This is a genomic window from Streptomyces sp. NPDC127098, assembly GCF_042722465.1.
GTDB lineage: Bacteria > Actinomycetota > Actinomycetes > Streptomycetales > Streptomycetaceae > Streptomyces > Streptomyces millisiae.
The window spans coordinates 151,995-176,925 of the sequence record NZ_JBHXFJ010000007.1 but is presented as its reverse complement, the minus strand read 5'-3'; the positions used below and the strand labels follow the sequence as shown (position 1 = coordinate 176,925).

The window sequence follows — 24,931 nt, the reverse complement described above, 5'->3', positions numbered from 1 at the left end:
CGACTCCTCGACGCACTCGAAGCCCACGACGCCGAAACCGCGGAACGCGTCATGATCGACCACGTCCGCGCCAGCGGCACCTACCGCGCCCGGGGGTGGAGGCAGCTGTGAACTCCCCGCGGGAGGCGGCGGATCACCCGGCCGACCGGGCAGCGGACATGGAGGCGGGTGCGCGGGGAGGACCTCGCTCACTCCCCGCGCACCCGCGGCTCGGTGGGACCGCCGGCTACTGGAGCCAGCGGTGGCGGTCGACGATCGGCAGCCGGGCCCAGGCGCCGCCCAGGCCCCAGACCCGCCCGGCCGAGCAGGCGGCGAGGACCACCATGACGACGGCGTAGACGACGTGCTGGTCCACCAGGGGGTTCGGCGACATGCTGGGCGAGCCGTCGGAGAGGTGACGGGCCGGCGGGAACTGGCTGAGCCAGAGGAAGAGCATCATCAACGAGCCGGCCACGGCGGTGACCCGCAGGCCGACGCCGGCTACCAGCGAGGCGCCGAGGCCGAACAGGCCCGCCATGTAGAGCCAGTCGACCCAGACGTCGCCGGCCCAGGAGTGGAAGGTGGTCTCGAGGGGCCCGGCGGAGACACCGGCGAGATAGCCGCCGGCCGGCGAGCCGCCACTGGTCCAGGAGTTCTCGGCCGGGGTGGCGTACCCCCAGCCGAACGCCTTGTCGAGAAAGGCCCACAGGAAGATCACGCCGGTGGCGACGCGCAGCACGGCCAGCGCCCTGGCGGCCGCGGTGGACAACGGGGGACCGGTCTCCGGCCGCCGGACCGCGCGCTTCGAGGCTCCCGTGCGATGGGACTGCTGAACGGCCATCTCGTCTGCTCCTCATGTGGGGGACCGCGCGCCGCCCCGATCGCCTCAGTGCGCGCCGGCCGGGGCGACCTGGCCGCGGCCCTGCTCGGCCTGGTCTTCGGGGTACGAGAACCGCCGCCGGGTGGTGACCGCCTCACACCCCTGCGGGATGCTCGACGGTCGACTTGGGAGCGCTCCCACCCGGCGGCGGCAGCCCATATGGTCCGGCGTCGCCATGGACTCGTCAATGGCTGCGCCGTACCTGTTTTCCTACGAGAGGTGAACGGTTCACCACCTCATGCGCCGCATCCGTCCCGGGTGACGCCGGTTCCCGTCGGCGACGTCACCCGGGACGGAGTCCGCCCCTGGGCTGCTCGTCCCTGCAGCCTGGAGGCGGGCGGCACCCGCTGCCCACCGGACACCCCCTCCCGCAGGGGGCCCGGAGCGGCTGACACCACGGCGGGAAGCGGGGGTTCACGATCGACGGGCGGGCGGCGGCGCCACGGCTGACGCCGCCGCCCGCTCACAGATCCACTCCCCGGCTCCGCCGGTTGAAGGCGCTCAGCCTGTTGACTTCTCGAATCCAGCTCCTGAGGAGCGGACGGCGGTCCTCGCCGTGCTCGGCGTTCGACCGCGGGGAGGACTCCGCGGCCTTCTCTGTCCCGTGCCCAGCGGGTGGCTCCCCGGCGGGCGGCGGCGAACCGCCGAGCCAGGAGGGGCGAGGCACGGCCGGAATGCCCTTGGGGGGTGGCATGTGTGCGGCCCTTCTCGATCCTTGGTCATCGGTACGAGAAACCCCGCCGGGCGAGTCGGCGCCCATACCTCGAGCGGTGATGGGAGCGCTCCCACCCGGCGGTGATGTTCCTCATACTGGAAGGAGTCGTCGGTCGCGTCAACACTTGGCGCGTTCCTTTTTTCAATCGAGGACCGACGCGGAGCCGCCATCGCGGCTCCGCTGCCCGCAAGCGGTGAAGGAGCGGGGGGCGGGAGGGGCCGCCGGGCGGCGCCCGACGACCCCTCCGCCTTCGACCGCTGAACCCACGGCCCCCCGAACGCCGGGGTCACGCCGCCTCCGAGCGGCTCCCCGCTGCTCCGCCGGGCGCGGCCTGGCGTTCCGCAGCCTGCTGCCGCTGAAGCCGAGGGTGCTGCCGACCACCGCGCCCCAGAAGCCTGTCAAGTACGCGCGGTTGGATCCCGGCGCTCCGGTGCAGGGCGAACAGGTCGCCCACCGGTTCAGGCGGCCCAGTGGTTCAACGTTTTCTGTCGCCACCACGGCGTGGTCGGATCGGCCCGGGTGGCGGTGGGCACGAGACCCAGGCCACGGCACGCGGGCAGTCGCGTGGGAACCAGTGGTCCGGGGCACGGTCCGCGTCCACCGCCCACACGGAGGGCCCAGGCTGTCCGGGGGTGGTCCCCGCCCGGGTCTGAAGAGCGTGATGGTCGGTCCTCCGAGAATGTGCAGGACCTCGTCGGGGCCGGGCGCGTGCACGGTTTTCTACCGGGCGGACGCCGCGCGTCGCGCCGGGGATTCCGGTGAGCCCGGCACGCGCTCGGCGCGCCGCGCGGCCGATCCCGTACGCCCGTGCGACGGTCGAAGAGACGCGCCCCACTCCCCCGCCTCCCGCCCCTCGAACCGCACGTCAGTCACCGTTCTCGGCCACTGACGCAATCCGCTCGGGCGCCGGGAAAACCCGTTGCGTTTCGCCCGGCGGCTTCAGGACCCTTGCCAGGTTGCCCAGTTCCACCGCACCGACTCTGGGATGTCATGCAGATTCGCGACCTTCCGCATTCCGACCCCGGCGACCCGGACGTAGGGTCCGGCTTCCGCTTCCTGGTCTGGCTGTTCCGGCGCCAACTCGGCGGCCAGGCCAGGGCCATGGGCTGGGGTGTCCTGCACATGGCCTCGATCGCGATGCTGCCGATCTTCATGGGCATGGCGGTGGACGCCGTGGTGGACGAGTCGGGCCGCCGCCTGGTCACCGCGGGCCTCGTGATGCTGGCCATCACCCTCGTGATGGCCAGCGCCGACACCATGCTGCACCGCACCGCGGTGACCAACTGGATCACCGCGGCCGCCCGGGTGCAGCAGTTGCTCGCCCGTCGCACCGCGGAACTCGGCGGTGTGCTGACCCGCCGGGTGGCCGCCGGCGAGGTGGTCAAGGTCTCCACCGGGGACGTGGAGCGGATCGGCTGGTTCGTCGAGTCCTTCTCCCGGTTCGCCGCGGCCGTCGTGGTGACGCTGGGCGTGTGCGTCGGGCTCGTCGTCTACGAACCGCGGATCGGGCTGCTGGTGCTGGCCGGGATCGCGGCGGTGTGCCTGAGTGTCTGGCCGCTGCTGCCGGCCGCGACCCGCCGGGCCGACCAGGAGCGCAGCAGGTCGGGGTGGGCGACGGAGCTCGCCTCGGACACCGTGGCCGGGCTGCGGGTGCTGCGCGGCATCGGCGGCGAGGAGCTGTTTCTCGACCGGTACCGCAGGGCCTCCCAGGAGGTGCGCCGGGCCTCGGTGCGCAACGCCAGGATGTGGTCGCTGATCGACGCCGTCCAGGTGGTGATGCCGGGGCTGCTGATGATCGCGGTGGTCTGGCAGGGGGTCGGCCTCGCCCGTGAGGGTCGGCTCGGCGCCGGCGAGCTCGTCACGGTCTACGCGGCCGTCAGCTTCCTGCTGTTCCCGCTGCGGCTGTTCCAGGAGGCCGCGATGGCGTTCACCTTCTCCCGGCCCTCGGCCAAGCGGGCGGTGCGGGTGCTCGGCCTGCGGCGGGAGCGGGCGGACGGTGCGGCGTCCTCGGACGGGCCGCTCACCGGCGACCTGTGGGACCCGGCCACCGGCCTCTTCGCGGCGCGGGGTCGGCTGACCGCCGTGGTGTGCGGCGATCCGGACTTCGCGGAGCGGCTCGCGGCGCGGCTCGGCGGGCACCCGGCCAGGGCGGAGGGCGAGCCCTCGGCCCAGCTCGGCGGCACCCCGCTCGACGAGGTCCCGTTGGCGGCGGCCCGGGAGGCGGTGCTGGTGCAGGACAAGGACCCGGTGCTGTTGTCCGGCACGCTGGACGAGTTGCTGACCGTGCCGGCTTCCGGCCGGGTGTCGGCCGAGGCGGCGCTGGGCGCGGCCCAGTGCCAGGACGTGCTGACGGCGCTCGGCCAGACGTCCGCCGACGGCGAAGGGGACCCGATGCGGGCCCGGATCACGGAGCGGGGCCGGTCGCTGTCCGGCGGGCAGCGGCAGCGCCTGGCGCTGGCCAGGTCGCTGATCACCGATCCCGAGGTGCTGGTGCTCGACGAGCCGACCTCGGCGGTGGACGCGCACACCGAGGCGAGGATCGCCGAGGGCCTGGGCGCGCTGCGCGCGGACCGCACCACCGTGGTGTTCACCTCGAGCCCGCTGCTGCTCGACCGCGCGGACGAGGTGGTCTTCGTGCACAACGGGAAGGTGTCGGTGGCGGGGCCCCACCGCGAGCTGCTGACCAGCACGGCCGAGTACCGGGCGGTGGTGACCCGGGAGCCGGAGGGCCCTGGGTCCGAGACCCTCGCCGATCCGGCGCGGTCGATGGACGCCGACCCCCTTTCCGACCTTGCCGAGGAGAACGCATGATCGGCGTCAAGCCGCCCGAGTACGATCCCGCCTCCACCGAGCACGTGACGACGTTGCCGGTGGCCGGGCGGGCGACCGTCCGCGCCTACGTCCGTGAGCTGTCCCGGCGGCACCGGCGGGCCTTCCTCGGGCTGGTGGCGGTGAACTCGGTCGCGGTCCTCGCCTCCCTGGTCGGGCCCTACCTGCTGGGCGGTCTGATCCAGGACCTGGCCGACGGCGAGCGCGAGCCGCGGCTCGGGCAGACCATCGCGATCTTCGCCGCGGCGCTGGTGGTGCAGGCCTTCTTCGTCCGCATGGTGCGGCTGCGCGGCGCGATACTGGGCGAGCGGATGCTGGCGGACCTGCGGGAGGACTTCCTGGTGCGCTCGGTGGGGCTGCCGCCCGGGGTGCTCGAGCGGGCCGGCACCGGCGATCTGCTGGCCAGGATCAACACGGACGTCGACCGGCTGGCCAAGGCGATGCGCGAGGCGGTGCCGCAGATGGCGATCGCCGTGGTCTGGGCGGCGTTGGTGTTGGCGGCCATAGTGTTCACGGCGCCACCGCTCGGGCTGAGCGTCGTGCTGGCGGTACCGCTGCTGGTGGCGGTCTGCGTCTGGTATTTCCACCGGGCGCCCGCGGGCTACCGCTCCGAGGCGGCGGGCTACGCGGCGGTGGCGGCGGCGCTGGCCGAGACGGTGGACGCGGGGCGGACGATCGAGGCGCACCGGCTGGAGCGGGAGCGGATCGCGCTCTCCGACCGGCGGGTCAAGGAGTGGACCGCGTGGGAGCGGTACACGCTGTGGCTGCGCTCGGTGCTGATCCCGACGATCAACGTCTACCACGCGATGATCCTGGCCGGGGTGCTGCTGATCGGTGGGTGGTTCACGCTCCAGGGCTGGATGACGGTGGGTCAGCTGACCACCGGGGCGTTGCTGGCGCAGATGCTGATCGAGCCGGTGGGGATGATCCTGCGCTGGCTGGACGAGCTCCAGGTGGCGCAGGTGTCGCTGGCCCGGCTGGTCGGGGTCCGGGAGGTCGAGGACGGCGGGGGCGACGCGTCGATCGTGCCGGACGGTCGGGAGCTGGCGGCGGAGCGGGTGCGGTTCGGCTATCTGGCCGGCTCCGACGTGCTGCACGGGGTGTCGCTCGGGGTGCCGCCCGGCACCCGGATGGCGCTGGTGGGTCCGTCGGGCGCGGGCAAGTCGACGCTCGGGCGGCTGTTGGCCGGGATCTACGCGCCGCGGACCGGCGAGGTGACGCTGGGCGGGGCCAGGCTGGCGGGGATGACCGCGGAGCGGGTGCGCGAACAGGTGGCCCTGGTGAACCAGGAGCACCACGTGTTCGTGGGGCCGCTGCGGGACAACCTGCTGCTGGCCAGGACGGACGCCACGGACGCCGAGCTGTGGGCCGCGCTGGGCGCGGTGGACGCGGCGGAGTGGGCGCGGGCGCTGCCCGAGGGGCTCGACTCCCAGGTCGGGTCCGGCGGGTTGTCGGTCACTCCGGCGCAGGCGCAGCAGATAGCGCTGGCGAGGCTGGTGTTGGCGGACCCGCACACCCTGGTGCTCGACGAGGCGACCTCGCTGCTCGATCCCCGGGCGGCCCGGCACCTGGAGCGCTCGCTGGCCCGGGTGCTGGAGGGGCGGACGGTGATCGCGATCGCCCACCGGCTGCACACGGCGCACGACGCGGACGTGATCGCGGTGGTGGAGGACGGCCGGATCAGCGAGCTGGGCAGCCACGACGAACTGGTGGCCGCCGGCGGTGCCTACGCGGCGCTGTGGCGCTCCTGGCACGGCTGAGACGCGGGGACCGGGCGGCGGGTGAGGCCGCCGCCCGGCGGGGCCGACGGGTCAGGCCGCCAGTACGACGGCTCCCACGCCGCCGGCGGCCCCCAGCACCATGAAGACGGGCATCAGCACCTTGCTCTCCACCCAGGCGCCAGCCCGGAACCGCATGAACGAGGGGGTGCCCAGGGGGTACCAGCGCCTGCCGGCGATGGGCAGCGGCCAGAGCATCGGGCAGCCGGAGACGGTCACGGCGTCGCCGAGGGTGTGGACGATGGAACCGACCACGATGGGGACGCCCAGCCACATGTAGGGCTCGTCGTTGAACAGCCAGTTGGCGCCGTTGCCGGGCTCGTCGAGGACGCCGGCGAGTATCCAGGCGCTGGTTGCGCCGAGGAGCCAGACCAGGACGTCGCTGGAGACCCGCGCCATCCGCCACAGCAGGCCCTCCACGGCGAGCACCAGGTGGACGAAGAGGGTGACGAGGACGGCCCAGCGACCCCAGGCGATGGCGGCCAGGGAGAATCCGGTGCCGACCAGCACGGCCCAGATCCAGGTGTGGGTGAGCGTGCGGTGGCCGCCGGTGCGGCGCCGCTCGCCCTTGCCCCGGGTGGCGTTGTAGACGGACTCGGAGAGCTTGTCGATGACGCCGGCCAGGGCCTTGGAGATCGGCCCGAAGGCCCGGGATATGGTGGCCGACTTCGTGTCGAGGTCGGGGGCGAGCGCGGCGCCGGCGCAGATCAGGGTGCCCACCACGAGCACCGGCCAGGGCATGGCGTTGTCGGCCGCCGCGCAGGCGGCTCCGATGCCCAGCCAGGCCATCGCCCCCGACAGTGAGTGTGCCGGTCCCATCATGGCCGTCCCCGCCCCTTCTTCACTTGCCCCCGGCCCAACGTAACGGTGTGGCACCGTGGTTGTCGGGGTATCGCGCCGATCGATCACTGCTCTCGGCGGGACAGCGTAGTGCCTCGTGATCTTCCCGGGAGCGGCCGGTTCCCCTTCGGGGGTCGGGTGCGGGCAGTATGGGACGGTGACCCTTATCGATCAGATGCCGGCGGACAGCGATCCCGATGCCCTCTTCGACGCGTTCTCGTCGTGGACCCGTGAACGGGGGATCACCCTGTACCCGGCGCAGGAGGAGGCGCTGATCGAGGTCGTGTCCGGCGCGAACGTCGTCCTGTCCACGCCGACGGGCTCGGGCAAGTCGCTGGTGGCGGCCGGGGCGCACTTCGCGGCGCTGGCCAGGGACGAGGTGACGTTCTACACGGCGCCGATCAAGGCCCTGGTCTCCGAGAAGTTCTTCGACCTGTGCAAGATCTTCGGCACCGAGAACGTCGGGATGCTGACCGGGGACGCCTCGGTCAACGCGGACGCGCCGGTGATCTGCTGCACCGCCGAGGTGCTGGCCTCCATCGCGCTGCGGGACGGCGCGGAGGCCGACGTCGGCCAGGTGGTGATGGACGAGTTCCACTTCTACGCGGAGCCGGACCGGGGCTGGGCGTGGCAGATCCCGCTGCTCGAACTGCCGCAGGCGCAGTTCGTCCTGATGTCCGCGACGCTGGGTGACGTGTCGCGGTTCGAGGAGGACCTGACGCGGCGCACCGGGCGGCCGACGGCGGTGGTGCGCTCGGCGACCCGGCCGGTGCCGCTGAGCTACGAGTACCGGACGACGGGCCTCACGGAGACCCTGACCGAGCTGCTCGAGACGCGCCAAGCCCCGGTCTACATCGTGCACTTCACGCAGGCCCAGGCGGTGGAGCGGGCGCAGGCGTTGATGAGCATCAACATGTGCACCCGGGCGGAGAAGGACGAGATCGCCGCGCTGATCGGGAACTTCAGGTTCACCACCAGGTTCGGGCGGAACCTGTCGCGGTACGTCCGGCACGGCATCGGGGTGCATCACGCGGGGATGCTGCCGAAGTACCGGCGGCTGGTGGAGAAGTTGGCGCAGGCGGGCCTGCTGAAGGTGATCTGCGGCACCGACACGCTGGGCGTCGGGGTCAACGTGCCGATCCGCACCGTGCTGTTCACCGCGCTGACCAAGTACGACGGCAGCCGGGTGCGGGTGCTGCGGGCGAGGGAGTTCCACCAGATCGCGGGGCGGGCCGGACGGGCCGGCTTCGACACCGCGGGCTTCGTGGTGGCACAGGCGCCGGAGCACGTGGTGGAGAACGAGAAGGCGCTGGCGAAGGCGGGTGACGATCCCAAGAAGCGGCGCAAGGTGGTGCGCAAGAAGCCGCCCGAGGGGTTCGTGAACTGGGGTCAGAACACCTTCGAGCGGCTGATCGCCGCCGAGCCGGAGCCGCTGACCTCGCGGTTCCGGGTCACGCACGCGATGCTGCTGTCCGTCATCGCCCGGCCGGGCAACGCGTTCGAGGCGATGCGGCGGCTGCTGGAGGACAACCACGAGCCGCGCCGCCAGCAGCTGCGGCACATCAGGCGGGCGATCGCCATCTACCGCTCGCTGCTCGACGGCGGCATCGTGGAGCGTCTTGAGCAGCCGGACGCGCAGGGGCGCATCGTGCGGCTGACGGTCGACCTGCAGGCGGACTTCGCGCTCAACCAGCCGCTGTCGACGTTCGCGTTGGCCGCGTTCGAACTGCTGGACCCGGAGTCGCCCTCCTACGCGCTGGACATGGTGTCGGTGGTGGAGTCGACGTTGGACGATCCCCGGCAGATCCTGGCGGCCCAGCAGAACAAGGCGCGGGGCGAGGCCGTGGCGGCGATGAAGGCCGACGGGGTCGAGTACGAGGAGCGGATGGAGCGGCTGGCGGACATCACCCATCCCCGGCCGCTGGACGAGCTGTTGTTCCACGCGTTCGGCCTGTACCGCAAGAGCCACCCGTGGGTGAGCGATCATCCGCTCTCCCCGAAGTCGGTGGTCAGGGACATGTACGAGCGGGCCATGACGTTCTCCGAGTTCGTGTCGCACTACGAGCTGGCGCGCACGGAGGGGATCGTGCTGCGCTATCTGGCCGGCGCCTACAAGGCGCTGGAGCACACCGTGCCCGACGACCTGAAGTCCGAGGACTTCCAGGACATCGCGGCCTGGCTGGGCGAGATGGTCCGCCAGGTCGACTCCAGCCTGCTCGACGAGTGGGAGCAGTTGGCCAACCCCGAGGTCGAGGACGCCGAGGAGGCGCGGGAGCGGGCGGACCAGGTGAAGCCGGTGACGGCCAACGCCCGGGCCTTCCGGGTGCTGGTGCGGAACGCGATGTTCCGCAGGGTGGAGCTGGCCGCTCTGGACCGGATCGAGGAGCTGGGCGAGCTGGACGCCGAGTCGGGCTGGGGCGCCGACGCCTGGGCCAGCGCGCTGGACGGCTACTGGGAGGAGTACGACGAGCTGGGCACCGGGCCCGAGGCCAGGGGGCCGCGCCTGCTGCAGATCGAGGAGCGTCCAGAGGACGGCCTCTGGCGGGTGCGGCAGACGTTCCACGACCCGGCGGGGGACCACGACTGGGGGATCTCGGCCGAGGTGGACCTGACGGCCTCGGACGCCGAGGGCCGGGCGGTGATCAAGGTCCTGGAGGTCGGCCAGCTCTGAGCCGGAGGCTGGCCGGCGGCCGAGACCTGGCGTCTCGCAGCGCGAGCTCGAGCCCGCGTACGTACCAGCGGGCCTCGTCCGGCGCGGCCGCGGTCAGCAGCTCCTGGAAGGCCCGCTGGCGGAAGCCGGGCGGCGGCGGGTCCGCCAGCGCCGGGCGGAGCCGTCGCAGCAGGGCCCGCTCGCGCGGCTCCGGCACCCGCCGCAGGAGCAGCGGCGGCTCGAGCACGGCGGCGAAGACCGCGGCCCGCCGCCAGGGCTCGGTGGTGCGGCGGACCAGCTCGGCGGTGCGCCGGGTGCGCCAGCGGCGGGGGCGCCAGTCCTCGCCCCGGCTCAGCGCGCGGCGCAGCCCCTCCGGGATCGGGCCGCCGAGCAGCCGGGACTCCCGGGCGGCGAAGAGCCGCAACTCGGCGGCCGGATACCACCAGGTGACGATGTGCAGCGGGCTGATGCGGAACTCCGCGGGGCTGAAGCAGCCGCCCCTGGCCAGCCGGGCGAAGCGGGAGGGGCTGACGTCCAGCAGGGCCGCGCCGTCCGAGGCGCTCACGAGCCGGGGGCCGGGAGCTCGCCCGGCGGTCCACGCGGCCGGCCCGCGGGGGGCCTCGGACGGGTTCGGGTGGGTCCTGGGAGTCGGGAGCGGGAAGGTGGCCATCGGGTCTCCTGGTGGCGCGGCAACTACTCTACGTGACCAGAGTAGGCACCCAACCCCGAGAAGGCAACCCTGTGTAGCAATTCGATCTCGGTGAGTGAACGATTCGGCAGCGCCGGCCGCCCCCTCAGAAGTCCCTGGCCGCTAGGCCCATGTGCTCACCGACCTTGTTCACCAGCAGGGTCATCTCGTACCCCACCTGCCCGATGTCGGCATCGGCGCCGGCCAGCACGCACAGGCAGCTGCCGTCCCCGGCGGCCGTCACGAAGAGCACGCCGTCGTCGAACTCGATCATCGTCTGCCGCACCCCCCCGCTCCCGAAGTGCTCCCCGACCCCCCTGGCCAGGCTGTGCAGGCCGGAGGAGACCGCGGCCAGATGCTCGGCGCTGCTCCGCTTCAGGCCCCGGCTGACCGAGGTGACCAGTCCGTCGCTGGACAGCAGCAGCACGTGCCGCACGCGCGGCAGACGCTGCGCCAGGTCGTCCAACAGCCAGTCGAGCGTGGTGCTCAGTGCCATCCCCAGCTCCCCCTTCTCGTAAGGCGACTGCTGTGTCAGCCTTCCCCAGTACGAGGCCGTCGGCAACCATTCATGCCGTACCGCTATCCGGAAGGGACCGTACCGTTTCCCGTGGTCGGCCGCGCCACCGGGTCTCCGTAGGGCGCCCGACCGCGCGCGGGCGACGGTGCCGGCCGGCGGCGGGCACGCTCAGCCGCCCAGCTCCTTGCGGCCCGCCCGGCGCAGCCGACGCCGCTGCGCGGGGTCCAGCAGCAGGTAGGCGGCCGCCGGGACGCCCACCATCACCAGCAGCGCGATCCAGAAGTTCGTGAGGATCCAGAGCAGCAGCCCCACGCCGACCGCCCCCACCGCGACCTTGGCACCACGGGACATCTCGCCACCTCCTCGATTCGGACGGCCCAGCGGCCGCCCGCTTGATGAACGTGTATCCAGTGTGCTCCGTTCCGCCCGGTTCTCCCCGGCCGGAACGCGCGAGCCCGGCCCGCCCCCCGACGGGCCGGTTCCACGTCTCCCCCCTACCGCCGCTTCGCGGCCCGCAGCGGGGCGCCGACCCGGTGCATGTGGCCGAGCGCCTGGCGGTAGGAGTCGAGCAGGCCGGTCTCGGCGTAGGAGACGCCGATCTCCCGGCAGTAGTGGCGCACCAGCGGTCGGGCCAGGCGCAGGTGGGGCCGCGGCATGCTGGGGAAGAGGTGGTGCTCGATCTGGTAGTTGAGGCCGCCCATCAGCCAGTCGGTGACCGGCCCGCCGCGCACGTTGCGGGAGGTGAGCACCTGCCGGCGCAGGTGGCCCCAGCGCTCGTCCGGGTCCGGCATCTCCATGCCCTTGTGGTTCGGCGCGAAGACGGAGCCCAGGTGCAGGCCGAAGAGCGCCTGGTGGATCAGGGCGAAGACGGCGGCCTTGCCCGGCGACATCGCGGTCAGCAGCAGCGCGGCGTAGCCCAGGAAGTGCGCGGCGAGCAGCAGCGCCTCGGCAGTGCGGGCCCGGCCCTGCCGCTCCCAGCCCGCGGCGGAGAGCACCATGCGGACGCTGGCGACCTTCAGGGCGATGCCCTCGAGCAGCAGCAGCGGGAAGAAGAGCCTGGCCTGGTGGCGGGTGAGCCAGCGGCCGAAGCCGACCCGCTTCTCCGCCTGGTGCTCGGCCCACACCATGACGCCGACGCCGACGTCCGGGTCCTTGTCCAGGTGGTTGGGGTTGGCGTGGTGCCGGTTGTGCTTGTCGTTCCACCACGCCGAGCTCATCCCGAGCAGCAGGTTGCCGTGGATGAGCCCGAGCAGCCGGTTGCGGCGGCGGGTGCGGGCGATCTGGGCGTGGCCCGCGTCGTGACCGTAGAAGGCGGTGCGGGTGGAGAAGAGGGCCAGTGGCACGGCGAGCAGCAGGGTCCACCAGGTGTCGCCGGTGACCAGCACGCAGGCGACCACGGCGGCCAGGGCCAGCGCGTTGACGGTCATGCCCGCCGCGTACCAGCCGCGGCGGCGTTCCAGCAGCCCCTGCCCCTTGATCTGCCGCAGCAGCGGCGGGAACTCGGCCTCGGACCCGCCGGCCGTTCCCGGGTCGGTCGAGCGCTGGATGGTCGGTGCCGGCGATGGGCTCATGGGGTCTCCGCGGAAGTCGATGACAACGCCCCTCACGCTAGGAAGCGCCGGACGCGCCGACCATGGCCGCAGCCCCCGGGTGGGGGTGTACCTAGCCCCCCTGCCGGGGCTGGGGTTGCCCGCCGGCGCGGCGGCCCCGCGCACGTTTCGGGTTCGGGCCGCGGATGGGGTAGCCTCTGCGGCGCACCATGACTAGTCAAATTTGAGGAGACACCGCGCTGTGACCGCGAACCCGGCGTCACCCGCCCAGATCTCCGCACTCGCCGGCCATGCCGCCGTCTTCCTGCCGGACGACCCGCCCCGGGCGTCCCGGATCGCGTTCTTCGAGCTCCTCGACCCCGAAGAACCGTCCGGCCTCTCCCCCGCCCTCCGCGAGCTGCCGGTCGAGCCGGTGATGGTGGCCGTCCCGCACGGCCAGGACGGCGCCGTGCGGCCCCGCACGGTCGAGGCCGTGCTCCTGCCGGTGCGCGCCGCGTTGCCCGTGCTCACCAGGGCCCGGGCCGCCGGCGCCGGCGGCACCGCGGCCTACTGGGGGGCCGCCGCCGTGCTGGCCCTGCAACTGGCCGCCAGGGGGCGGTTGTTGCCGGGCCTGAGCCCGACCGACCACGACGCCTGGCGGCTCGGCCCACTGGACGCCGCCGACGCGACCCGGCTGGCGGAACTGGCCGCCGCGATACCCCCGCTGGCCCGCGCCGTGCCGCTGCGCGCCCCGGACGACGGAGCCCCCGGGACTCCGCTGCTGCCCCGCCCCGAACCGCTGCTGCGCGCCTTCCTCGACGCCGTCGCCGACACCCTGCCGCGTACCCCCGCCGCCGCGCTGGCGGCCGGCGGACCGGCCTTCGCCGCCGACGCGCCGCAACGGCTCCCCGGGCAACGGCCCTGGGCCACCGCGGTCGCCGCCGGCCACGACGCGGGCGTCCGTGTCTCGCTCCGCGTCGAGACGATGGCCCACGCCCGCGACGCGGCCCCCGGGTTCCGCGCCGTGGTCCAGCTGCACAGCCTGGCCGACCCGACCGTGGTCGCCGACGCGGCCGAGCTGTGGGCCGGAGCCTCACCCGCCACCGCCGCCTTCGGCCCGCGCGCCCGCACCGACGCGCTGCTCACCCTGCGCCGCGCGGCGGCCGCCTGGGAGCCGCTGCGGTCGCTGCTCGGCGCGGCGGTGCCGGACGCCGTCGACCTCGCCGACGAGGACCTTGCCGAGCTGCTCGACGTCGCTACCGCCCGCGCCCTCCAGGCCGCGGGGGTGGAGGTGCACTGGCCGCGCGACCTGGTGCGGCGGCTCACCGCCCGCGCGGTGGTCGGCGGCGGCGACGGCCGGGCACGGTCCGAGTCGGCGGCGCCCTCCGCGCTCTCGCCCGACGCCCTGTTCGCCTTCGACTGGCGCTTCGCCCTCGGCGACACCCAGCTCACCCGCGCGGAGCTCGACCAACTCGCCGAGGCCGGCCGACCGTTGGTGCGGCTGCGCGACCAGTGGGTGATGGTCTCCCCCGACGAGCTGCGCCGTGCCAGGGAGCGCCGGGACCGCAAGGTGACCGCCCTGGACGCGCTGGGCGCCGTCCTCACCGGCAGCGCCGAGGAGGACGGCGAGCGGTTCGAGGTGGCGGCGGTCGGCCCGCTGGCGGCGCTGCGGGACCGGCTGGCGGATCCGGAGGCCGGTGACCGCGAACCGGTCGTCCAGCCCCCGGCGCTCGCCGCCACCCTGCGCGACTACCAGCTGCGCGGACTGGGCTGGCTGCACCGGATGACCTCGCTGGGGCTCGGTGGCTGTCTCGCCGACGACATGGGCCTCGGCAAGACGATCACGCTGATCGCCCTCCACCTGCACCGGCAGCTCACCCCGGCCACCGCGGGGCCCACCCTGGTGGTCTGCCCGGCCTCGCTGCTCGGCAACTGGCAGCGGGAGATCGAGGCCTTCGCGCCGGGCACCCCGGTGCGCCGCCACCACGGCCCGGCCCGGGACCTCGGCGACCTGGCCCCTGGCGAGTTCGTGCTGACCACCTACGGCACGATGCGGCTCGACGCCGCCCGGCTCGCCGAGGCCACCGACTGGTCCCTGGTGGTCGCCGACGAGGCGCAGCACGTCAAGAACCCGTTCTCGGCGACGGCGCGGGAGCTGCGGACCATACCGGCGCGGGCCAGGGTGGCGCTGACCGGCACCCCGGTGGAGAACAACCTCACGGAGCTGTGGGCCATCCTCGACTGGACGACCCCCGGCCTCCTCGGCCGCCTCACCACCTTCCGCACCCGCTACGCCGACGCCGTGGAGAGCGGCACCGACCCGGCGGCGGCGGACCGGCTCGCCCGGCTGATCAGGCCGTTCCTGCTGCGGCGCCGCAAGAGCGACCCGGGCATCGCGCCCGAGCTGCCGCCGAAGACGGAGACCGACCGCGCCGTCGCGCTCACCGTGGAGCAGGCCGGCCTGTACGAGGCGGAGGTGCGCGAGGGCCTGGCCGCCGTCGCCGGTACCGGTGGCCTCGCCCGCCGGGGCCTGGTGATGAAACTGCTCACCTCGCTCAAGCAGATCTGCAACCACCCCGCGCAGTACCTCAAGGAGACAGAGCCGCGGCTGCCCGGCCGCTCGGGGAAGCTGGAGCTGCTCGACGAGCTGCTCGACACGATCCTGGCCGAGGGCGCGAGCGTGCTGGTCTTCACCCAGTACGTGCGGATGGCACGGTTGATCGAGCGTCACCTGGCGGACCGTGGGGTGCCGAGCCTGCTGCTGCACGGCGGCACCCCGGTGCCGCGCCGCGAGGAGCTGGTGCGGGCCTTCTCTGCCGGCGAGGCGCCGGTCTTCCTGCTGTCCCTCAAGGCGGCCGGCACCGGGCTCAACCTGACCAGGGCCGAGCACGTGGTGCACTACGACCGCTGGTGGAACCCGGCCGTCGAGGACCAGGCCACCGACCGCGCCTACCGGATCGGGCAGGACCGGCCGGTGCAGGTGCACCGGCTCATCGCCGAGGGCACCGTCGAGGACCGGATCGCGCGGCTGCTGCACCGCAAACGAGCCCTGGCGGACGCCGTCCTGGGCGCCGGCGAGGGCGCGCTCACCGAACTCAGCGACGCCGAGCTCGCCGACCTCGTGGCCCTGCGCGGCCCCGGCGGGACCGAGGAGGACGAACGATGAACGGCGCTCCCCACGACGCTTCCGACGACGTTCCCGACGAGGCTTCCGGCGGCACGTCCGGCGATGTGGGCGAGGAGCTGGTCTTCGCCGCGCTGCCGCCGGTCGGCGGCCGGGGCTTCGCCACCACCTGGTGGGGCAGGAGCTGGCTGAAGGCACTGGAGGACACCGCGTTGGACACCGCCCGGCTCCGGCAGGGCCGGCGGGCCGCGCGCGGCGGCGCGGTCGGCGCGGTCTCGGTGCGTCCCGGGCGGCTGACGGCGGTGGTGCGGGCCGAGGACGGCGTGCCGTACCGCTCGGACGTGCTGCTGCGTCGACTGACGGACGCCGACTGGGACCGGCTGCTACGCACGGTGGCCGGCGAGGCGGGGCACCTGGCGGCGCTCCTCGACCGGGACATACCGAAACGGCTGGTGGCGGACGCGCAGGCGGCGGGCGTCGACCTGTTGCCGGGCATCGGTGACCTCGAACCGGAGTGCGAGTGCGGCGAGTGGGACCACTGCGCGCACACGGCGGCGCTCTGCTACCAGGTGGCGCGGCTGCTGGACGCCGACCCCTTCCTGCTGTTGCTGCTGCGCGGGCGCGGGGAGCGAGAGCTGACCGACGAACTCCAGCGACGCAGCGCGGCGCACGCCGAGCCCGGCCCGCACGCCGCCGCGCGACGGGCGCCCGAGGGTGAGCCGGCGGCCGCCGTCTGGGCCCGGGCGGCGGCGCTGCCGCCGCTGCCCGAGCCGCCGCCGGCCGTGGAGCGGCCCGGGACGGTCCCCTCGCTGCGCACGGATCCCCCGGCCGGGGACGGGCTCGACGTGGCGGCGCTGGAGTTCCTGGCTCGGGACGCGGCGCGGCGGGCCGCCCGGCTGCTCGCCGAGTCGCTGGCCCCGGGGCACGCCGGCACCGCGCCGCCGGCGCCGCTGAGCGTCTGGGAGGACGCGGTGCGGCTGGCGACCGGCCAGCCGCCGGCGGCAGTGGCCGGGCGGCTGGCGCGCGGCTGCGGCCGGGGCCGGCGGGAGCTGGAGATCGCCGTCCGCGCCTGGGGGTTCGGCGGCGCGGCGGCTCTGGCCGCGTTGGCCGGCGAGCGCGGAACTCCGCTCACCGAGCCCGAACTCCGCCGGGTGAGGGAGCAGTTGGCCGCCGCCTGGGCGGACGAGGAGACGCGCCCCGTGCTGCGCGGCGACGGCGCCCGGTGGACGGTCGTCGGCGAGGGGGCACAGCTGCGCCACGACCCGGAGGGTCGGTGGTGGCCGTACCGGAAGCGCGCCGGGCACTGGTGGCCGGCCGGCCCGGCGGAGCGCGACCCGGCCACCGCGCTGGCCGCCGCTCGCCAGGCGGGCTCGGTGGACGGCGGGCCGGTGGACGGCCGCGACCCGGCCGGGGGGCCGGGCGCGACCGCCGGCTGACCGTCAGGCCAGCGACTCGAACACCGCGTAGTAGCCGCCGCGCTGGCCGTCCGCGGTCGGGTGGTAGGAGTCGCCCACCGGCAGCGTGAGGCTGTGCAGCCACGGCTCGCCCGAGCAGATCTCGTGGCCCGTGAAGGCCGGCCGCACGTCGCCGTAGGCGAAGCCGACGTCGGCCGCGCGCTTGGCGGTGACCTCGCCGAGGTGGTCGGCCGCGCCGTTGATGGCGGCGCGCGACTCCTCGCTGATGCCGAAGAGGCAGCTGCCGTTCAGCTGGTAGAGGCGCGGGTAACCCAGCACCACCACCTCGGCGTTGGGCGCCCGGTCGCGGATCGCCCGGTAGGTGGCGTCGAGTTGTCCCGGCAGGGTGGCGTCCATGTAGGCCTCGGCGGCCGCCACGGCGGCGAGGCAGGCGTTGGTGCCGGAGAGCACGCAGGTCTGCATCGTGGCGCCGAAGCCGGCGTCGTTGCCGCCGATGCTGACGCTCACCAGGGTGGTGTCGGCGTCGAGCGGGCCGAGTTGGTCCTCGATGACGTCGGTGGTGCGGGCCCCGGCGCAGGCGACGAAGTCGAAGGAGTCGGGGGAGTTGGCGTTCGCCCAGAGCACCGGGTAGGCGACGGTGCTCCGTCGGCAGTCCCCGGACGCGCTGTCGTACGAGCCGGCGCCGGCTCCCGACGAGTAGGAGTCGCCGAGGGCGACGTAGGAGGTCGACGCGGTCGCCGTGCCCTGCTGGGCCGACGCGGGGGCGAGCGCGGAAACGCCGATGACGAGGGCCGCGGTGGCGGCCGTGGTCACCCAGCGGCGAAGTCTCATGGCGGCTCCCTGTGGGGTACCGAGGAGTGGGGGTGCACCGGCGTGGGTGCACCAGCGCCTTACCCTCGCCAAGTTGTGCCCATGCCAAGGCGGTTGCCTGTGATGAGCAGACCAGATGCACGGAACACTCCGGCGCGCCCCTCAGTCGAGCCGTGCGCCCCCGCACCCCCACGGACCACGGGCGACTTTCCCCAGGGGTTGTCGAAAGCCGGAAGACCGTTCTAGCGTGATCGAACACGCCCGCACAGATAGCAACATCGCGGCCTGGTCACCGACGACCGCCGCCCCGCCAGAGGAGGCCCATGTCCATCCGGCCAGCTGACGATCGGTTGCCCTACTACGAGAACCCCTCCCCCGGCACCGGCACCCTGCCCGCCCGCGCCTGGTACGCCCGCTCCGACGCGGCGCGGCTCTCGCTCGACGGCTCCTGGGCCTTCCGGCTCTCCGCCACCGCCGAGGGCGCCGACACCGCCTTCGTCGCGGACGACGCCGACACCTCCGGCTGGGACGAGGTGACCGTGCCGGGCCACTGGGTGCTGCAGGGCCACGGCGCGCCGGCGTACACCAACGTCAAGTACCCCTTCCCCGTCGACCCGCCGCGGGTGCCCACCGAGAACCCGACCGGCGACCACCGCCGGGTCTTCGACCTGCCCGAGGAGTGGCCGGCCGACGGCGAGAGCGTGCTGCGCTTCGAGGGCGTGGAGTCCTGTGCCCGGGTCTGGCTCAACGGGCGGGAGCTCGGCACCTTCCAGGGCAGCCGGCTGCCGCACGAGTTCGCCGTCGGCCCGCTGCTGCGCCCGCGCGGCAACGTGCTGGCCGTCCGGGTGCACCAGTGGTCCGCCGGCAGCTACCTGGAGGACCAGGACATGTGGTGGCTGCCCGGGATATTCCGCGAGGTCACGCTGCTGCACCGGCCGGCGCTCTCGCCCGCCGACTTCTTCGTGCACGCCGGCTACGACCACACCACGGGCATCGGCACACTGCGGGTGGAGTGCGACCAGCCCGGCCGCGTCACCGTCCCCGAACTCGGCCTCGACGTGGCCACCGGCGAGGAGGTCGCCGTCGCCGTCGAACCGTGGACCGCGGAGACCCCCCGCCTCTACGCCGGCGAACTGGCCACCGAGGGCGAGCGGATCCCGCTGCGCGTCGGCTTCCGCACCGTGGGCGTCCAGGACGGCGTGTTCCGCGCCAACGGCCGCCGCGTGCTGTTCCGCGGCGTGAACCGGCACGAGTTCCACCCCGAGCACGGCCGCGCCGTCGACCTCGCCACCATGCGCGAGGACATCCTGCTGATGAAGCGGCACAACATCAACGCCGTGCGCACCAGCCACTACCCGCCGCACCCGGCCTTCCTCGACCTCTGCGACGAGCTCGGCCTCTGGGTCGTCGACGAGTGCGACCTGGAGACCCACGGCTTCGGCGAGATCGGCTGGCGCGGCAACCCGGTCTCCGACGAGCGCTTCACCCCGGCCCTGGTCGACCGCGCCCGGCGGATGGTGGAGCGGGACAAGAACCACCCCTCGGTGGTGATCTGGTCGCTGGGCAACGAGTCGGGGTCGGGCCCCGGCCTCGGCGCCATGGCCGCCTGGATCCGCGAGCGTGACCCGTCCCGCTCCCTGCACTACGAGCACGACCACGACTTCCCCGACAGCGACTTCTTCTCCCGCATGTACGCCTCGCACGAGGAGGTCGAGCGGATCGGCCGCCGCGAGGAGGAGCCCCTGCCCGACCCGGAGTTGGACGCCCACCGCCGCTCGCTGCCGTTCCTGCTGTGCGAGTACGCGCACGCCATGGGCAACGGCCCCGGCGGACTCGCGGACTACCAGCGCCTCTTCGAGACCTACGAGCGGACCCAGGGCGGCTTCGTCTGGGAGTGGATCGACCACGGCCTTCCCAAGCGCACCCCGGACGGGCGCACGTACTACGGCTACGGCGGCGACTTCGGCGAGGAGCTGCACGACGGCAACTTCGTCTGCGACGGGCTCCTCTTCCCCGACCGCACGCCCTCCCCCGGGCTGCTCGAGTTCAAGAAGGTCGTCGAGCCGGTCAGGATCACCGGCGACGCGGCCACCGGCACGGTCACCGTCGCCAACGGGCACGACTTCGCCGGCGTCGACCACCTCGGGTTCGCCTGGACCTACGAGGTCGAGGGCGAGGCCGTGGCGAGCGGAGAGCTCACCGTGCCGCCCCTGGAGCCCGGCGGCTCGGCCACCCTCCCGCTGCCGACCGCCCCGGCCGACGCACCCGCCGGCGAGGCCGTCTGGACGATCCGCGCCACGCTCGCCGCCGACACCGCCTGGGCGCCCCGCGGCCACCTGGTCGCCTGGGGCCAGGTGCCCGCCGTGCCGGCGCCGCGCCGCAGGCCCGCCGGCCCCGCGCCGGCCCCGACCACGACCGCGGACGGCATCCGGCTCGGCGCCGGCCGCTTCGACCCCGCCACCGGCGAACTACTCGCCATCGGTGGGCTCACCCTGGCCGAGGGGCCGCGCCTCGACGTGTGGCGGGCGCCGACCGACAACGACCTGGGCGCCTCCTGGCAGCCGCAGGCCAGGTTCGGGGTCATCTGGCGGGAGCTCGGGCTACACCGGACACGGCACCGGATCGACGCGGTGGAGCTCACCGAGGACGCGCTCACCGTCCGCACCCGGGTCGCCCCCGCCGCCACCGATCTGGGGCTGCTCACCGACTACCGCTGGACGGCGGCCGGGGACGAGCTGCGGCTGACGGTCTCCGTCACCCCGCAGGGCGACTGGCCCTGCCCGCTGGCCCGCCTCGGCGTGCGACTCGGCCTGCCGGCCGGGCTCGGCCAGACCGAGTGGTTCGGCGGCGGCCCCGGCGAGGCGTACCCGGACACCACCCTGGCCGCCGCGCTCGGCCGCTACCGGATGCCGGTCGACGCGCTGCAGACGCCGTACGTCCGCCCCCAGGAGAACGGCGCCCGCACCGACGTGCGCTGGGCTGAGCTGCGCGACGAGGACGGCGCTGGCCTGCGGATCGCGGCCGACCCGGCGCCGTTCTGGTTCACCGCGCGCCGCTGGACCAGCGCGCGGCTCGACGCCGCGGCGCACACCACGGACCTGGCGTCCGAGGACACCGTCTGGGTCAACCTCGACCACGGTCAGCACGGCATCGGCAGCCAGTCCTGCGGTCCCGGGCCGCTGCCGAAGTACTACCTGACCGTCGCGCCGGCGGAGTTCTCGCTGGTCTTCACCGCGGTGGCGGGTGGCCGGGGCTAGGACTTGACGCCGACACCGCAGTAGAAGCCGAGCCCGCGCAGCACCGGGTCGTTGGGCACCGGGGCCTCCGGTGCCCAGAACGGCGGCTGCACCAGGCCGGGTTCGAGCAGCTCGAACCCGTCGAAGTAGGCGGCCACCTGGTCGCGCGGGCGAAGCGTCAGGGTGGCCGTGGCGTTCTTGTAGACGTCCCGCACCGCCGCGAGCTGCCGGGCGTCGTGGAAGTCGTGGGTGGCGTGGCTCAGCACCAGGTAGCTGCCCCGGGGCAGGGCCTCGGTCAGCGTCTTCACGATGCCGGCCGGGTCCTCGCCGTCCTCGATGAAGTGCAGGATCGCGACCAGCAGCAGCGCCACCGGCTGGTCGAAGTCGATGAGGTCGGCGACCGCCGGGTGGCGCAGCAGTGCCTCGGGGTCGCGCAGGTCGGCGAGGACGAAGCCCGCGTTGCCCTCGTTGGTGAGCTTGGCCCCGGCGTAAGCGGAGACGATCGGGTCGTTGTCGACGTAGGCGATCCGGACGTCGGGCGCCAGGGCCCTGGCCACCTCGTGGGTGTTGGGCGAGGTGGGGATGCCGGTGCCGACGTCGATGATCTGCCGGACACCGCGGCCCACCACGGCCCGGGTGGCCCGGTGCATGAAGCTGCGGTTCTCCCTGGCCGCCAGCCTGATGTCGGGCAGCAGCTTGATGACCCGCTCCGCGGCGGTGCGGTCGACCTCGTAGTTGTCCTGACCCCCCAGGTAGTAGTCGTACATCCGGGCCGGATGGGGCCGGCTGGTGTCTATCTGCTCGGCGGAAAATCCCTCTGCGTCCACACCGTGCTCCGTGTCCTCGTCCCTGTCTCTCGTCCCCCAGCCGCGGTGCCCGAGCCCCCCGTGCGCGGACACCGCGGCTCATCTCCTGCCGGTGATCACACCAGCAGGAAGTCGGCCTCACCGGACTTCACGCCCTCGATGAACCGCTCGATCTCGTGCCGCGAGCAGATCAACGCGGGCCCCTCCGGGTCGGTGGACTGGCGCAGCGCGACCCGTCCGTCTCCGAGCACCATCGCCTCCACACAGCTGCCACCGTTCCCCCCGCTCCATGGCTTCCGCCAACCGTCCGCCCCGAGTTGGGCGGCGGGCATGCCGTTGTAAATGCGATCCATGGTTCAGATCTCCTTGCGAATCTCACTGAGGAGAGCCTCAGTGCGGCGCACCGGCGCGGCTTGCGCGCACATCCGGTCCAGCGCCTCCCGGAAGGCCGAGACGTCGTCGCGCTGGTCGAAGTAGTGGGCCCCGACCAGGCTCTCCGCGCACGCGACGTCGGGCAGCTCGGGCAACGGGAAGCGGAACAGGTGGAAGGGCCCGTACATCGCGGGGTGCAGTCCGGCGGAGAACGGCATGACCTGGAGCCGCACCCGCGGCCGGTCGGTCGCCTCGATCAGCCGGTCGATCTGGGTGCGCAGCACGGTGGGCGGGCCGATGGGGCGCCGCAGCACCGTCTCGTCGAGCACGATCCACAACAGGGGTGGCCGGTCGCGGTCGAGCAGTTCCTGGCGGGTCAGCCGCAGCGCGACGAGACGCTCGATCTCGGTGTCGGGCGCGTGCGGCATGCCGGCGCGCAGCACGGCGGTGGCGTACTCCTCGGTCTGTAACAGGCCGGGGACGTAGTGCGGTTCGTAGGCACGGATCTGGTCGGCCTCGGACTCCAGGCTCACGAAGGCGCTGAACCAGTCGGGCAGGACGTCACGGTAACGGTGCCACCAGCCCGGCTGGTTGGCCTCCCTGACCAGCACCAGGAAGCGGTCGACCTCGTCCTGCTCGGTCAGGCCGTAGATCCGCAGCAGCTTCTCGACGTACGGGACCTTGAGGCCGACCTGGGCCTTCTCCATCCGGCGGATGGTGGCGTGGGTGACGTCCAGGGCTCTGGCGGCCTCCTCGAACGAGAGGCCGGCCGCCTCCCGCAGGTCCTGGAGGCGCTTGCCGAGCACGAGCCGGAGGGCGGTCGCCGCCCCGCTCGCCTGTCCACCCAACACCTGGGCCCACCCCTCCAACCACCGCCGACGCCAAAGAAGTCTGCCACGCGTGCAGCGGATGCAACAGACTGATACCAACTGTTCTGTAATTTGCAGGATGACCCTTGCCGGATGAGAGGCGCAGCCGCACAGTAGTACGGTGCCTTCCTATTCGCGCGCCCAGTCCGTGGAGCGTCACGACGACGTCGCACCGCCGCGCGGCCGCGTCCGGTTCCGCCTGCCGGCGGCCGAGACCTCGCCGGCCGAGGCGCGAAGACGCACGCGACACCAGCTCCTCGAGTGGCGGGCGCCCCTGGAGACCTGCGACAACGCCCAGTTGGTGATCTCGGAGCTGGTGACCAACGCGCTGCGGCACACCGAGAGCGAGTCGGTGGGGTGCGAACTCGAGCTCTTGGGCGGCCTGTTGCGGGTGGCCGTCGCCAGCGACGGCATGGGCCCGCGGAACGCGCCGACCGTCGCGGGGCCACAGGACGAGGGCGGACGCGGGCTGCTGCTGGTGTGCGCGCTGGCGAGCGTCTGGGGGGTGCGGCCGCGGGAAGCGGGCCACGGCCACGTGGTCTGGGCCGACCTGCCGGTGGTGCCGGCCGCGTGAGCGCGGCCGGCCGACGTACCGGCTCAGGCCGCTCGGGTGAGGTTGGCGACGGCCATCGCCCGTAGCTGGCGGAAGCCGCCCACGGCGATGGCCAGCGCCAGCAGGCCGCAGCCCACGGTGAACGCGTAGCCCCAGCGGGCGCCGTGCGCCTCGATCACCAGGCCGGCCACCAGCACGCCGAGGGCCTTGCCGAGCCCCACGGCGGTGGACATCCACGTCATGCCCTCGGTCAGGGTCTCGGCCGGCACACCCTCGCGCACCAGGCTGTAGGCGGCGATGACGGTCGGCGCGATCAGGAAACCGGAGAACACCGAGAACGCCCACAGCGCCGCCACGCCGGGCATGGCCCAGAGCGGACCGATGCCGCCCACGACCGCGGCAAGGGCCAGCAGGAAGCGGCGGTCGAGCGGCAGCCGCCAGTGACGCGCCCCGTACCAGAGGCCGCCGACGGCGCTGCCGAGCGCGTAGGTGGCCATGACGGCGCCGACCATCCAGGGGCTGCCGTGCTCGTCGACGAAGGCGATGGTGCTCAGCTCCCAGCCGGCGAACATGCCGGCGACGCACAGGTAGGCGGCGCACATCAGCCGCAGTCCCGGCACGGACAGCGCGCGGCTGGTGGTGGCGCGCGGCGGCAGCACGGGCGGCTCGGTGCGCCGCTGGGCGGCCAGCAGGAGGCCGCCAGCAAGCCCGAAGACGGAGACCGCGACCACCCCGGCCGAGGGGTGCAGCAGCACCACGGCCGAGACCAGCAGCGGCCCGACCACGAAGATCATCTCATCGAGCACCGACTCGAAGGAGTAGGAGGACCTCAGCAGCGTGCCGCTCGGGTCCGCACCGGCCAGATGGCTCCAGCGGGCCCGCACCATGGCGCCGAGCGGCGGCATCGAGGCGCCGAAGAGCGCGCCGGTGACGAAGAGCAGCCAGACCGGCGCGTCCGCCTGGGCCGCGAGCACGAACAGCAGCCCGGCCGCCCCGAAGGCCAGGGCGAGCGGGCGCAGCACCCGCCGCTGGCCCAGGCGGTCGATGGCGTAGCCGAGCTGGGGCACGAGAAGGGCGAAGCACAGCGCCCCGGCGGCGGAGACCGCGCCGGCGGTGGCGTAGCTGCCGGTCACCTCCGTGACAAGGAACACAGTGGCCAGCGACAGCATGGACATCGGCATCCGACCGATCAGGCTCGCGGTGACGAACCCTCCGACCCCTGGTACGCGGAAAATGTCCCGATAAATCCGCAGTCCCGCGGAAGATGGCTCCATATCGAGTGATCATGCCCGGCGGATCGCCCGTGCGGCACGGGGTTTACCGCCCTCCCGGACGGGCGCC

19 protein-coding genes are annotated in these 24,931 nt (G+C 73.7%); 7 read left to right on the top strand and 12 right to left on the bottom strand.

The genetic code is table 11. From position 1 onward, the window contains the following. Positions 1-226: 226 nt before the first annotated feature. Both ACFWI8_RS07750 and ACFWI8_RS07745 read right to left on the bottom strand, forming a co-directional pair. Positions 227-820: a hypothetical protein gene (locus ACFWI8_RS07750; RefSeq protein WP_387087032.1), complete on the bottom strand. Its 594-nt coding sequence runs from the start codon at positions 818-820 to the stop codon at positions 227-229. A 1,229-nt stretch (positions 821-2,049) separates the two neighbouring features. Further along, positions 2,050-2,175, bottom strand: a complete 126-nt coding sequence (locus tag ACFWI8_RS07745) for a hypothetical protein (RefSeq protein WP_387087030.1) — start codon at positions 2,173-2,175, stop codon at positions 2,050-2,052. Between the two features lie 389 nt (positions 2,176-2,564). On the opposite strand from ACFWI8_RS07745, the gene ACFWI8_RS07740 reads away from it, so the two are divergent. Further along, a complete protein-coding gene (locus ACFWI8_RS07740; protein ID WP_387087028.1) occupies positions 2,565-4,385 on the top strand; it encodes an ABC transporter transmembrane domain-containing protein in 1,821 nt (606 codons plus the stop codon). After that, on the top strand, positions 4,382-6,163 hold the full coding sequence (locus ACFWI8_RS07735) for an ABC transporter ATP-binding protein (RefSeq protein WP_387087026.1): 1,782 nt from the start codon (positions 4,382-4,384) through the stop codon (positions 6,161-6,163). Before ACFWI8_RS07740 ends, ACFWI8_RS07735 begins: the two co-directional genes overlap by 4 nt. 51 nt (positions 6,164-6,214) lie before the next feature. Here the strand turns inward: ACFWI8_RS07735 and ACFWI8_RS07730 are convergent, their stop codons facing one another. After that, positions 6,215-7,003: a metal-dependent hydrolase gene (locus tag ACFWI8_RS07730; RefSeq protein ID WP_387087024.1), complete on the bottom strand. Its 789-nt coding sequence runs from the start codon at positions 7,001-7,003 to the stop codon at positions 6,215-6,217. A gap of 175 nt (positions 7,004-7,178) precedes the next feature. On the opposite strand from ACFWI8_RS07730, the gene ACFWI8_RS07725 reads away from it, so the two are divergent. Then, positions 7,179-9,692: a DEAD/DEAH box helicase gene (locus ACFWI8_RS07725; RefSeq protein WP_387087022.1), complete on the top strand. Its 2,514-nt coding sequence runs from the start codon at positions 7,179-7,181 to the stop codon at positions 9,690-9,692. Here ACFWI8_RS07725 and ACFWI8_RS07720 read toward each other — a convergent pair. The 4 genes from ACFWI8_RS07720 to ACFWI8_RS07705 all read right to left on the bottom strand — a co-directional run bounded on the left by ACFWI8_RS07720 (position 9,664) and on the right by ACFWI8_RS07705 (position 12,447). Next, the gene (locus ACFWI8_RS07720) at positions 9,664-10,341 is read right to left on the bottom strand and encodes a DUF6397 family protein (RefSeq protein WP_387087020.1); all 678 of its coding nucleotides are present in this window, start codon (positions 10,339-10,341) and stop codon (positions 9,664-9,666) included. The genes ACFWI8_RS07725 and ACFWI8_RS07720 overlap by 29 nt on opposite strands. A gap of 124 nt (positions 10,342-10,465) precedes the next feature. Continuing rightward, positions 10,466-10,855: a roadblock/LC7 domain-containing protein gene (locus ACFWI8_RS07715; RefSeq protein WP_132931093.1), complete on the bottom strand. Its 390-nt coding sequence runs from the start codon at positions 10,853-10,855 to the stop codon at positions 10,466-10,468. Positions 10,856-11,044: 189 nt separating this feature from the next. Continuing rightward, complete coding sequence (locus tag ACFWI8_RS07710) at positions 11,045-11,227, bottom strand: hypothetical protein (RefSeq protein WP_311603033.1); 183 nt, start codon at positions 11,225-11,227, stop codon at positions 11,045-11,047. A gap of 143 nt (positions 11,228-11,370) precedes the next feature. After that, positions 11,371-12,447 carry a fatty acid desaturase family protein gene (locus ACFWI8_RS07705; protein WP_387087018.1) on the bottom strand — a complete coding sequence of 359 codons (1,077 nt, stop codon included), beginning with the start codon at positions 12,445-12,447 and terminating at the stop codon, positions 11,371-11,373. 220 nt (positions 12,448-12,667) lie between these two features. Here ACFWI8_RS07705 and ACFWI8_RS07700 point away from each other — a divergent pair, with 220 nt between their 5' ends. Both ACFWI8_RS07700 and ACFWI8_RS07695 read left to right on the top strand, forming a co-directional pair. Then, positions 12,668-15,571, top strand: coding sequence for an SNF2-related protein (locus ACFWI8_RS07700; RefSeq protein WP_387087016.1), 2,904 nt, complete (start codon positions 12,668-12,670; stop codon positions 15,569-15,571). Beyond that, the gene (locus ACFWI8_RS07695) at positions 15,568-16,965 is read left to right on the top strand and encodes an SWF or SNF family helicase (protein ID WP_387087014.1); all 1,398 of its coding nucleotides are present in this window, start codon (positions 15,568-15,570) and stop codon (positions 16,963-16,965) included. Before ACFWI8_RS07700 ends, ACFWI8_RS07695 begins: the two co-directional genes overlap by 4 nt. A 3-nt stretch (positions 16,966-16,968) precedes the next feature. Here ACFWI8_RS07695 and ACFWI8_RS07690 read toward each other — a convergent pair whose 3' ends face one another. Next, positions 16,969-17,775 carry an SGNH/GDSL hydrolase family protein gene (locus ACFWI8_RS07690; protein WP_387087012.1) on the bottom strand — a complete coding sequence of 269 codons (807 nt, stop codon included), beginning with the start codon at positions 17,773-17,775 and terminating at the stop codon, positions 16,969-16,971. Between the two features lie 302 nt (positions 17,776-18,077). Between ACFWI8_RS07690 and ACFWI8_RS07685 the strand changes: the two genes are divergently transcribed. After that, positions 18,078-21,011, top strand: coding sequence for a glycoside hydrolase family 2 TIM barrel-domain containing protein (locus tag ACFWI8_RS07685; RefSeq protein WP_387087010.1), 2,934 nt, complete (start codon positions 18,078-18,080; stop codon positions 21,009-21,011). Here the strand turns inward: ACFWI8_RS07685 and ACFWI8_RS07680 are convergent. The 3 genes from ACFWI8_RS07680 to ACFWI8_RS07670 form a co-directional block, all read right to left on the bottom strand. Beyond that, positions 21,008-21,817 carry an SAM-dependent methyltransferase gene (locus tag ACFWI8_RS07680; protein WP_387087008.1) on the bottom strand — a complete coding sequence of 270 codons (810 nt, stop codon included), beginning with the start codon at positions 21,815-21,817 and terminating at the stop codon, positions 21,008-21,010. The two genes, ACFWI8_RS07685 and ACFWI8_RS07680, sit on opposite strands and share 4 nt — an antisense overlap. Before the next feature lie 95 nt (positions 21,818-21,912). After that, positions 21,913-22,149, bottom strand: a complete 237-nt coding sequence (locus ACFWI8_RS07675) for a DUF397 domain-containing protein (protein WP_132931143.1) — start codon at positions 22,147-22,149, stop codon at positions 21,913-21,915. A gap of 3 nt (positions 22,150-22,152) precedes the next feature. Further along, entirely contained in the window at positions 22,153-23,019 is an 867-nt protein-coding gene (locus tag ACFWI8_RS07670) for a helix-turn-helix domain-containing protein (RefSeq protein WP_387087006.1), read from the bottom strand. Between the two features lie 139 nt (positions 23,020-23,158). On the opposite strand from ACFWI8_RS07670, the gene ACFWI8_RS07665 reads away from it, so the two are divergent. Next, complete coding sequence (locus ACFWI8_RS07665) at positions 23,159-23,611, top strand: ATP-binding protein (RefSeq protein WP_387087004.1); 453 nt, start codon at positions 23,159-23,161, stop codon at positions 23,609-23,611. Positions 23,612-23,634: 23 nt separating this feature from the next. Here ACFWI8_RS07665 and ACFWI8_RS07660 read toward each other — a convergent pair whose 3' ends face one another. Further along, positions 23,635-24,864 (bottom strand): MFS transporter, encoded by a 1,230-nt coding sequence (locus ACFWI8_RS07660; protein ID WP_387087002.1) that lies wholly within the window; start codon positions 24,862-24,864, stop codon positions 23,635-23,637. Positions 24,865-24,931: the final 67 nt, after the last annotated feature.

Excerpts from the sequence above, each read along its gene's own strand:
- ACFWI8_RS07750 (WP_387087032.1), bottom strand. The coding sequence starts at position 820 with ATGGCCGTTCAGCAGTCCCATCGCACGGGAGCCTCGAAGCGCGCGGTC.
- ACFWI8_RS07740 (WP_387087028.1), top strand. The coding sequence starts at position 2,565 with ATGCAGATTCGCGACCTTCCGCATTCCGACCCCGGCGACCCGGACGTA.
- ACFWI8_RS07735 (WP_387087026.1), top strand. The coding sequence starts at position 4,382 with ATGATCGGCGTCAAGCCGCCCGAGTACGATCCCGCCTCCACCGAGCAC.
- ACFWI8_RS07730 (WP_387087024.1), bottom strand. The coding sequence starts at position 7,003 with ATGATGGGACCGGCACACTCACTGTCGGGGGCGATGGCCTGGCTGGGC.
- ACFWI8_RS07720 (WP_387087020.1), bottom strand. The coding sequence starts at position 10,341 with ATGGCCACCTTCCCGCTCCCGACTCCCAGGACCCACCCGAACCCGTCC.
- ACFWI8_RS07715 (WP_132931093.1), bottom strand. The coding sequence starts at position 10,855 with ATGGCACTGAGCACCACGCTCGACTGGCTGTTGGACGACCTGGCGCAG.
- ACFWI8_RS07710 (WP_311603033.1), bottom strand. The coding sequence starts at position 11,227 with ATGTCCCGTGGTGCCAAGGTCGCGGTGGGGGCGGTCGGCGTGGGGCTG.
- ACFWI8_RS07705 (WP_387087018.1), bottom strand. The coding sequence starts at position 12,447 with ATGAGCCCATCGCCGGCACCGACCATCCAGCGCTCGACCGACCCGGGA.
- ACFWI8_RS07695 (WP_387087014.1), top strand. The coding sequence starts at position 15,568 with ATGAACGGCGCTCCCCACGACGCTTCCGACGACGTTCCCGACGAGGCT.
- ACFWI8_RS07690 (WP_387087012.1), bottom strand. The coding sequence starts at position 17,775 with ATGAGACTTCGCCGCTGGGTGACCACGGCCGCCACCGCGGCCCTCGTC.
- ACFWI8_RS07685 (WP_387087010.1), top strand. The coding sequence starts at position 18,078 with ATGTCCATCCGGCCAGCTGACGATCGGTTGCCCTACTACGAGAACCCC.
- ACFWI8_RS07675 (WP_132931143.1), bottom strand. The coding sequence starts at position 22,149 with ATGGATCGCATTTACAACGGCATGCCCGCCGCCCAACTCGGGGCGGAC.
- ACFWI8_RS07660 (WP_387087002.1), bottom strand. The coding sequence starts at position 24,864 with ATGGAGCCATCTTCCGCGGGACTGCGGATTTATCGGGACATTTTCCGC.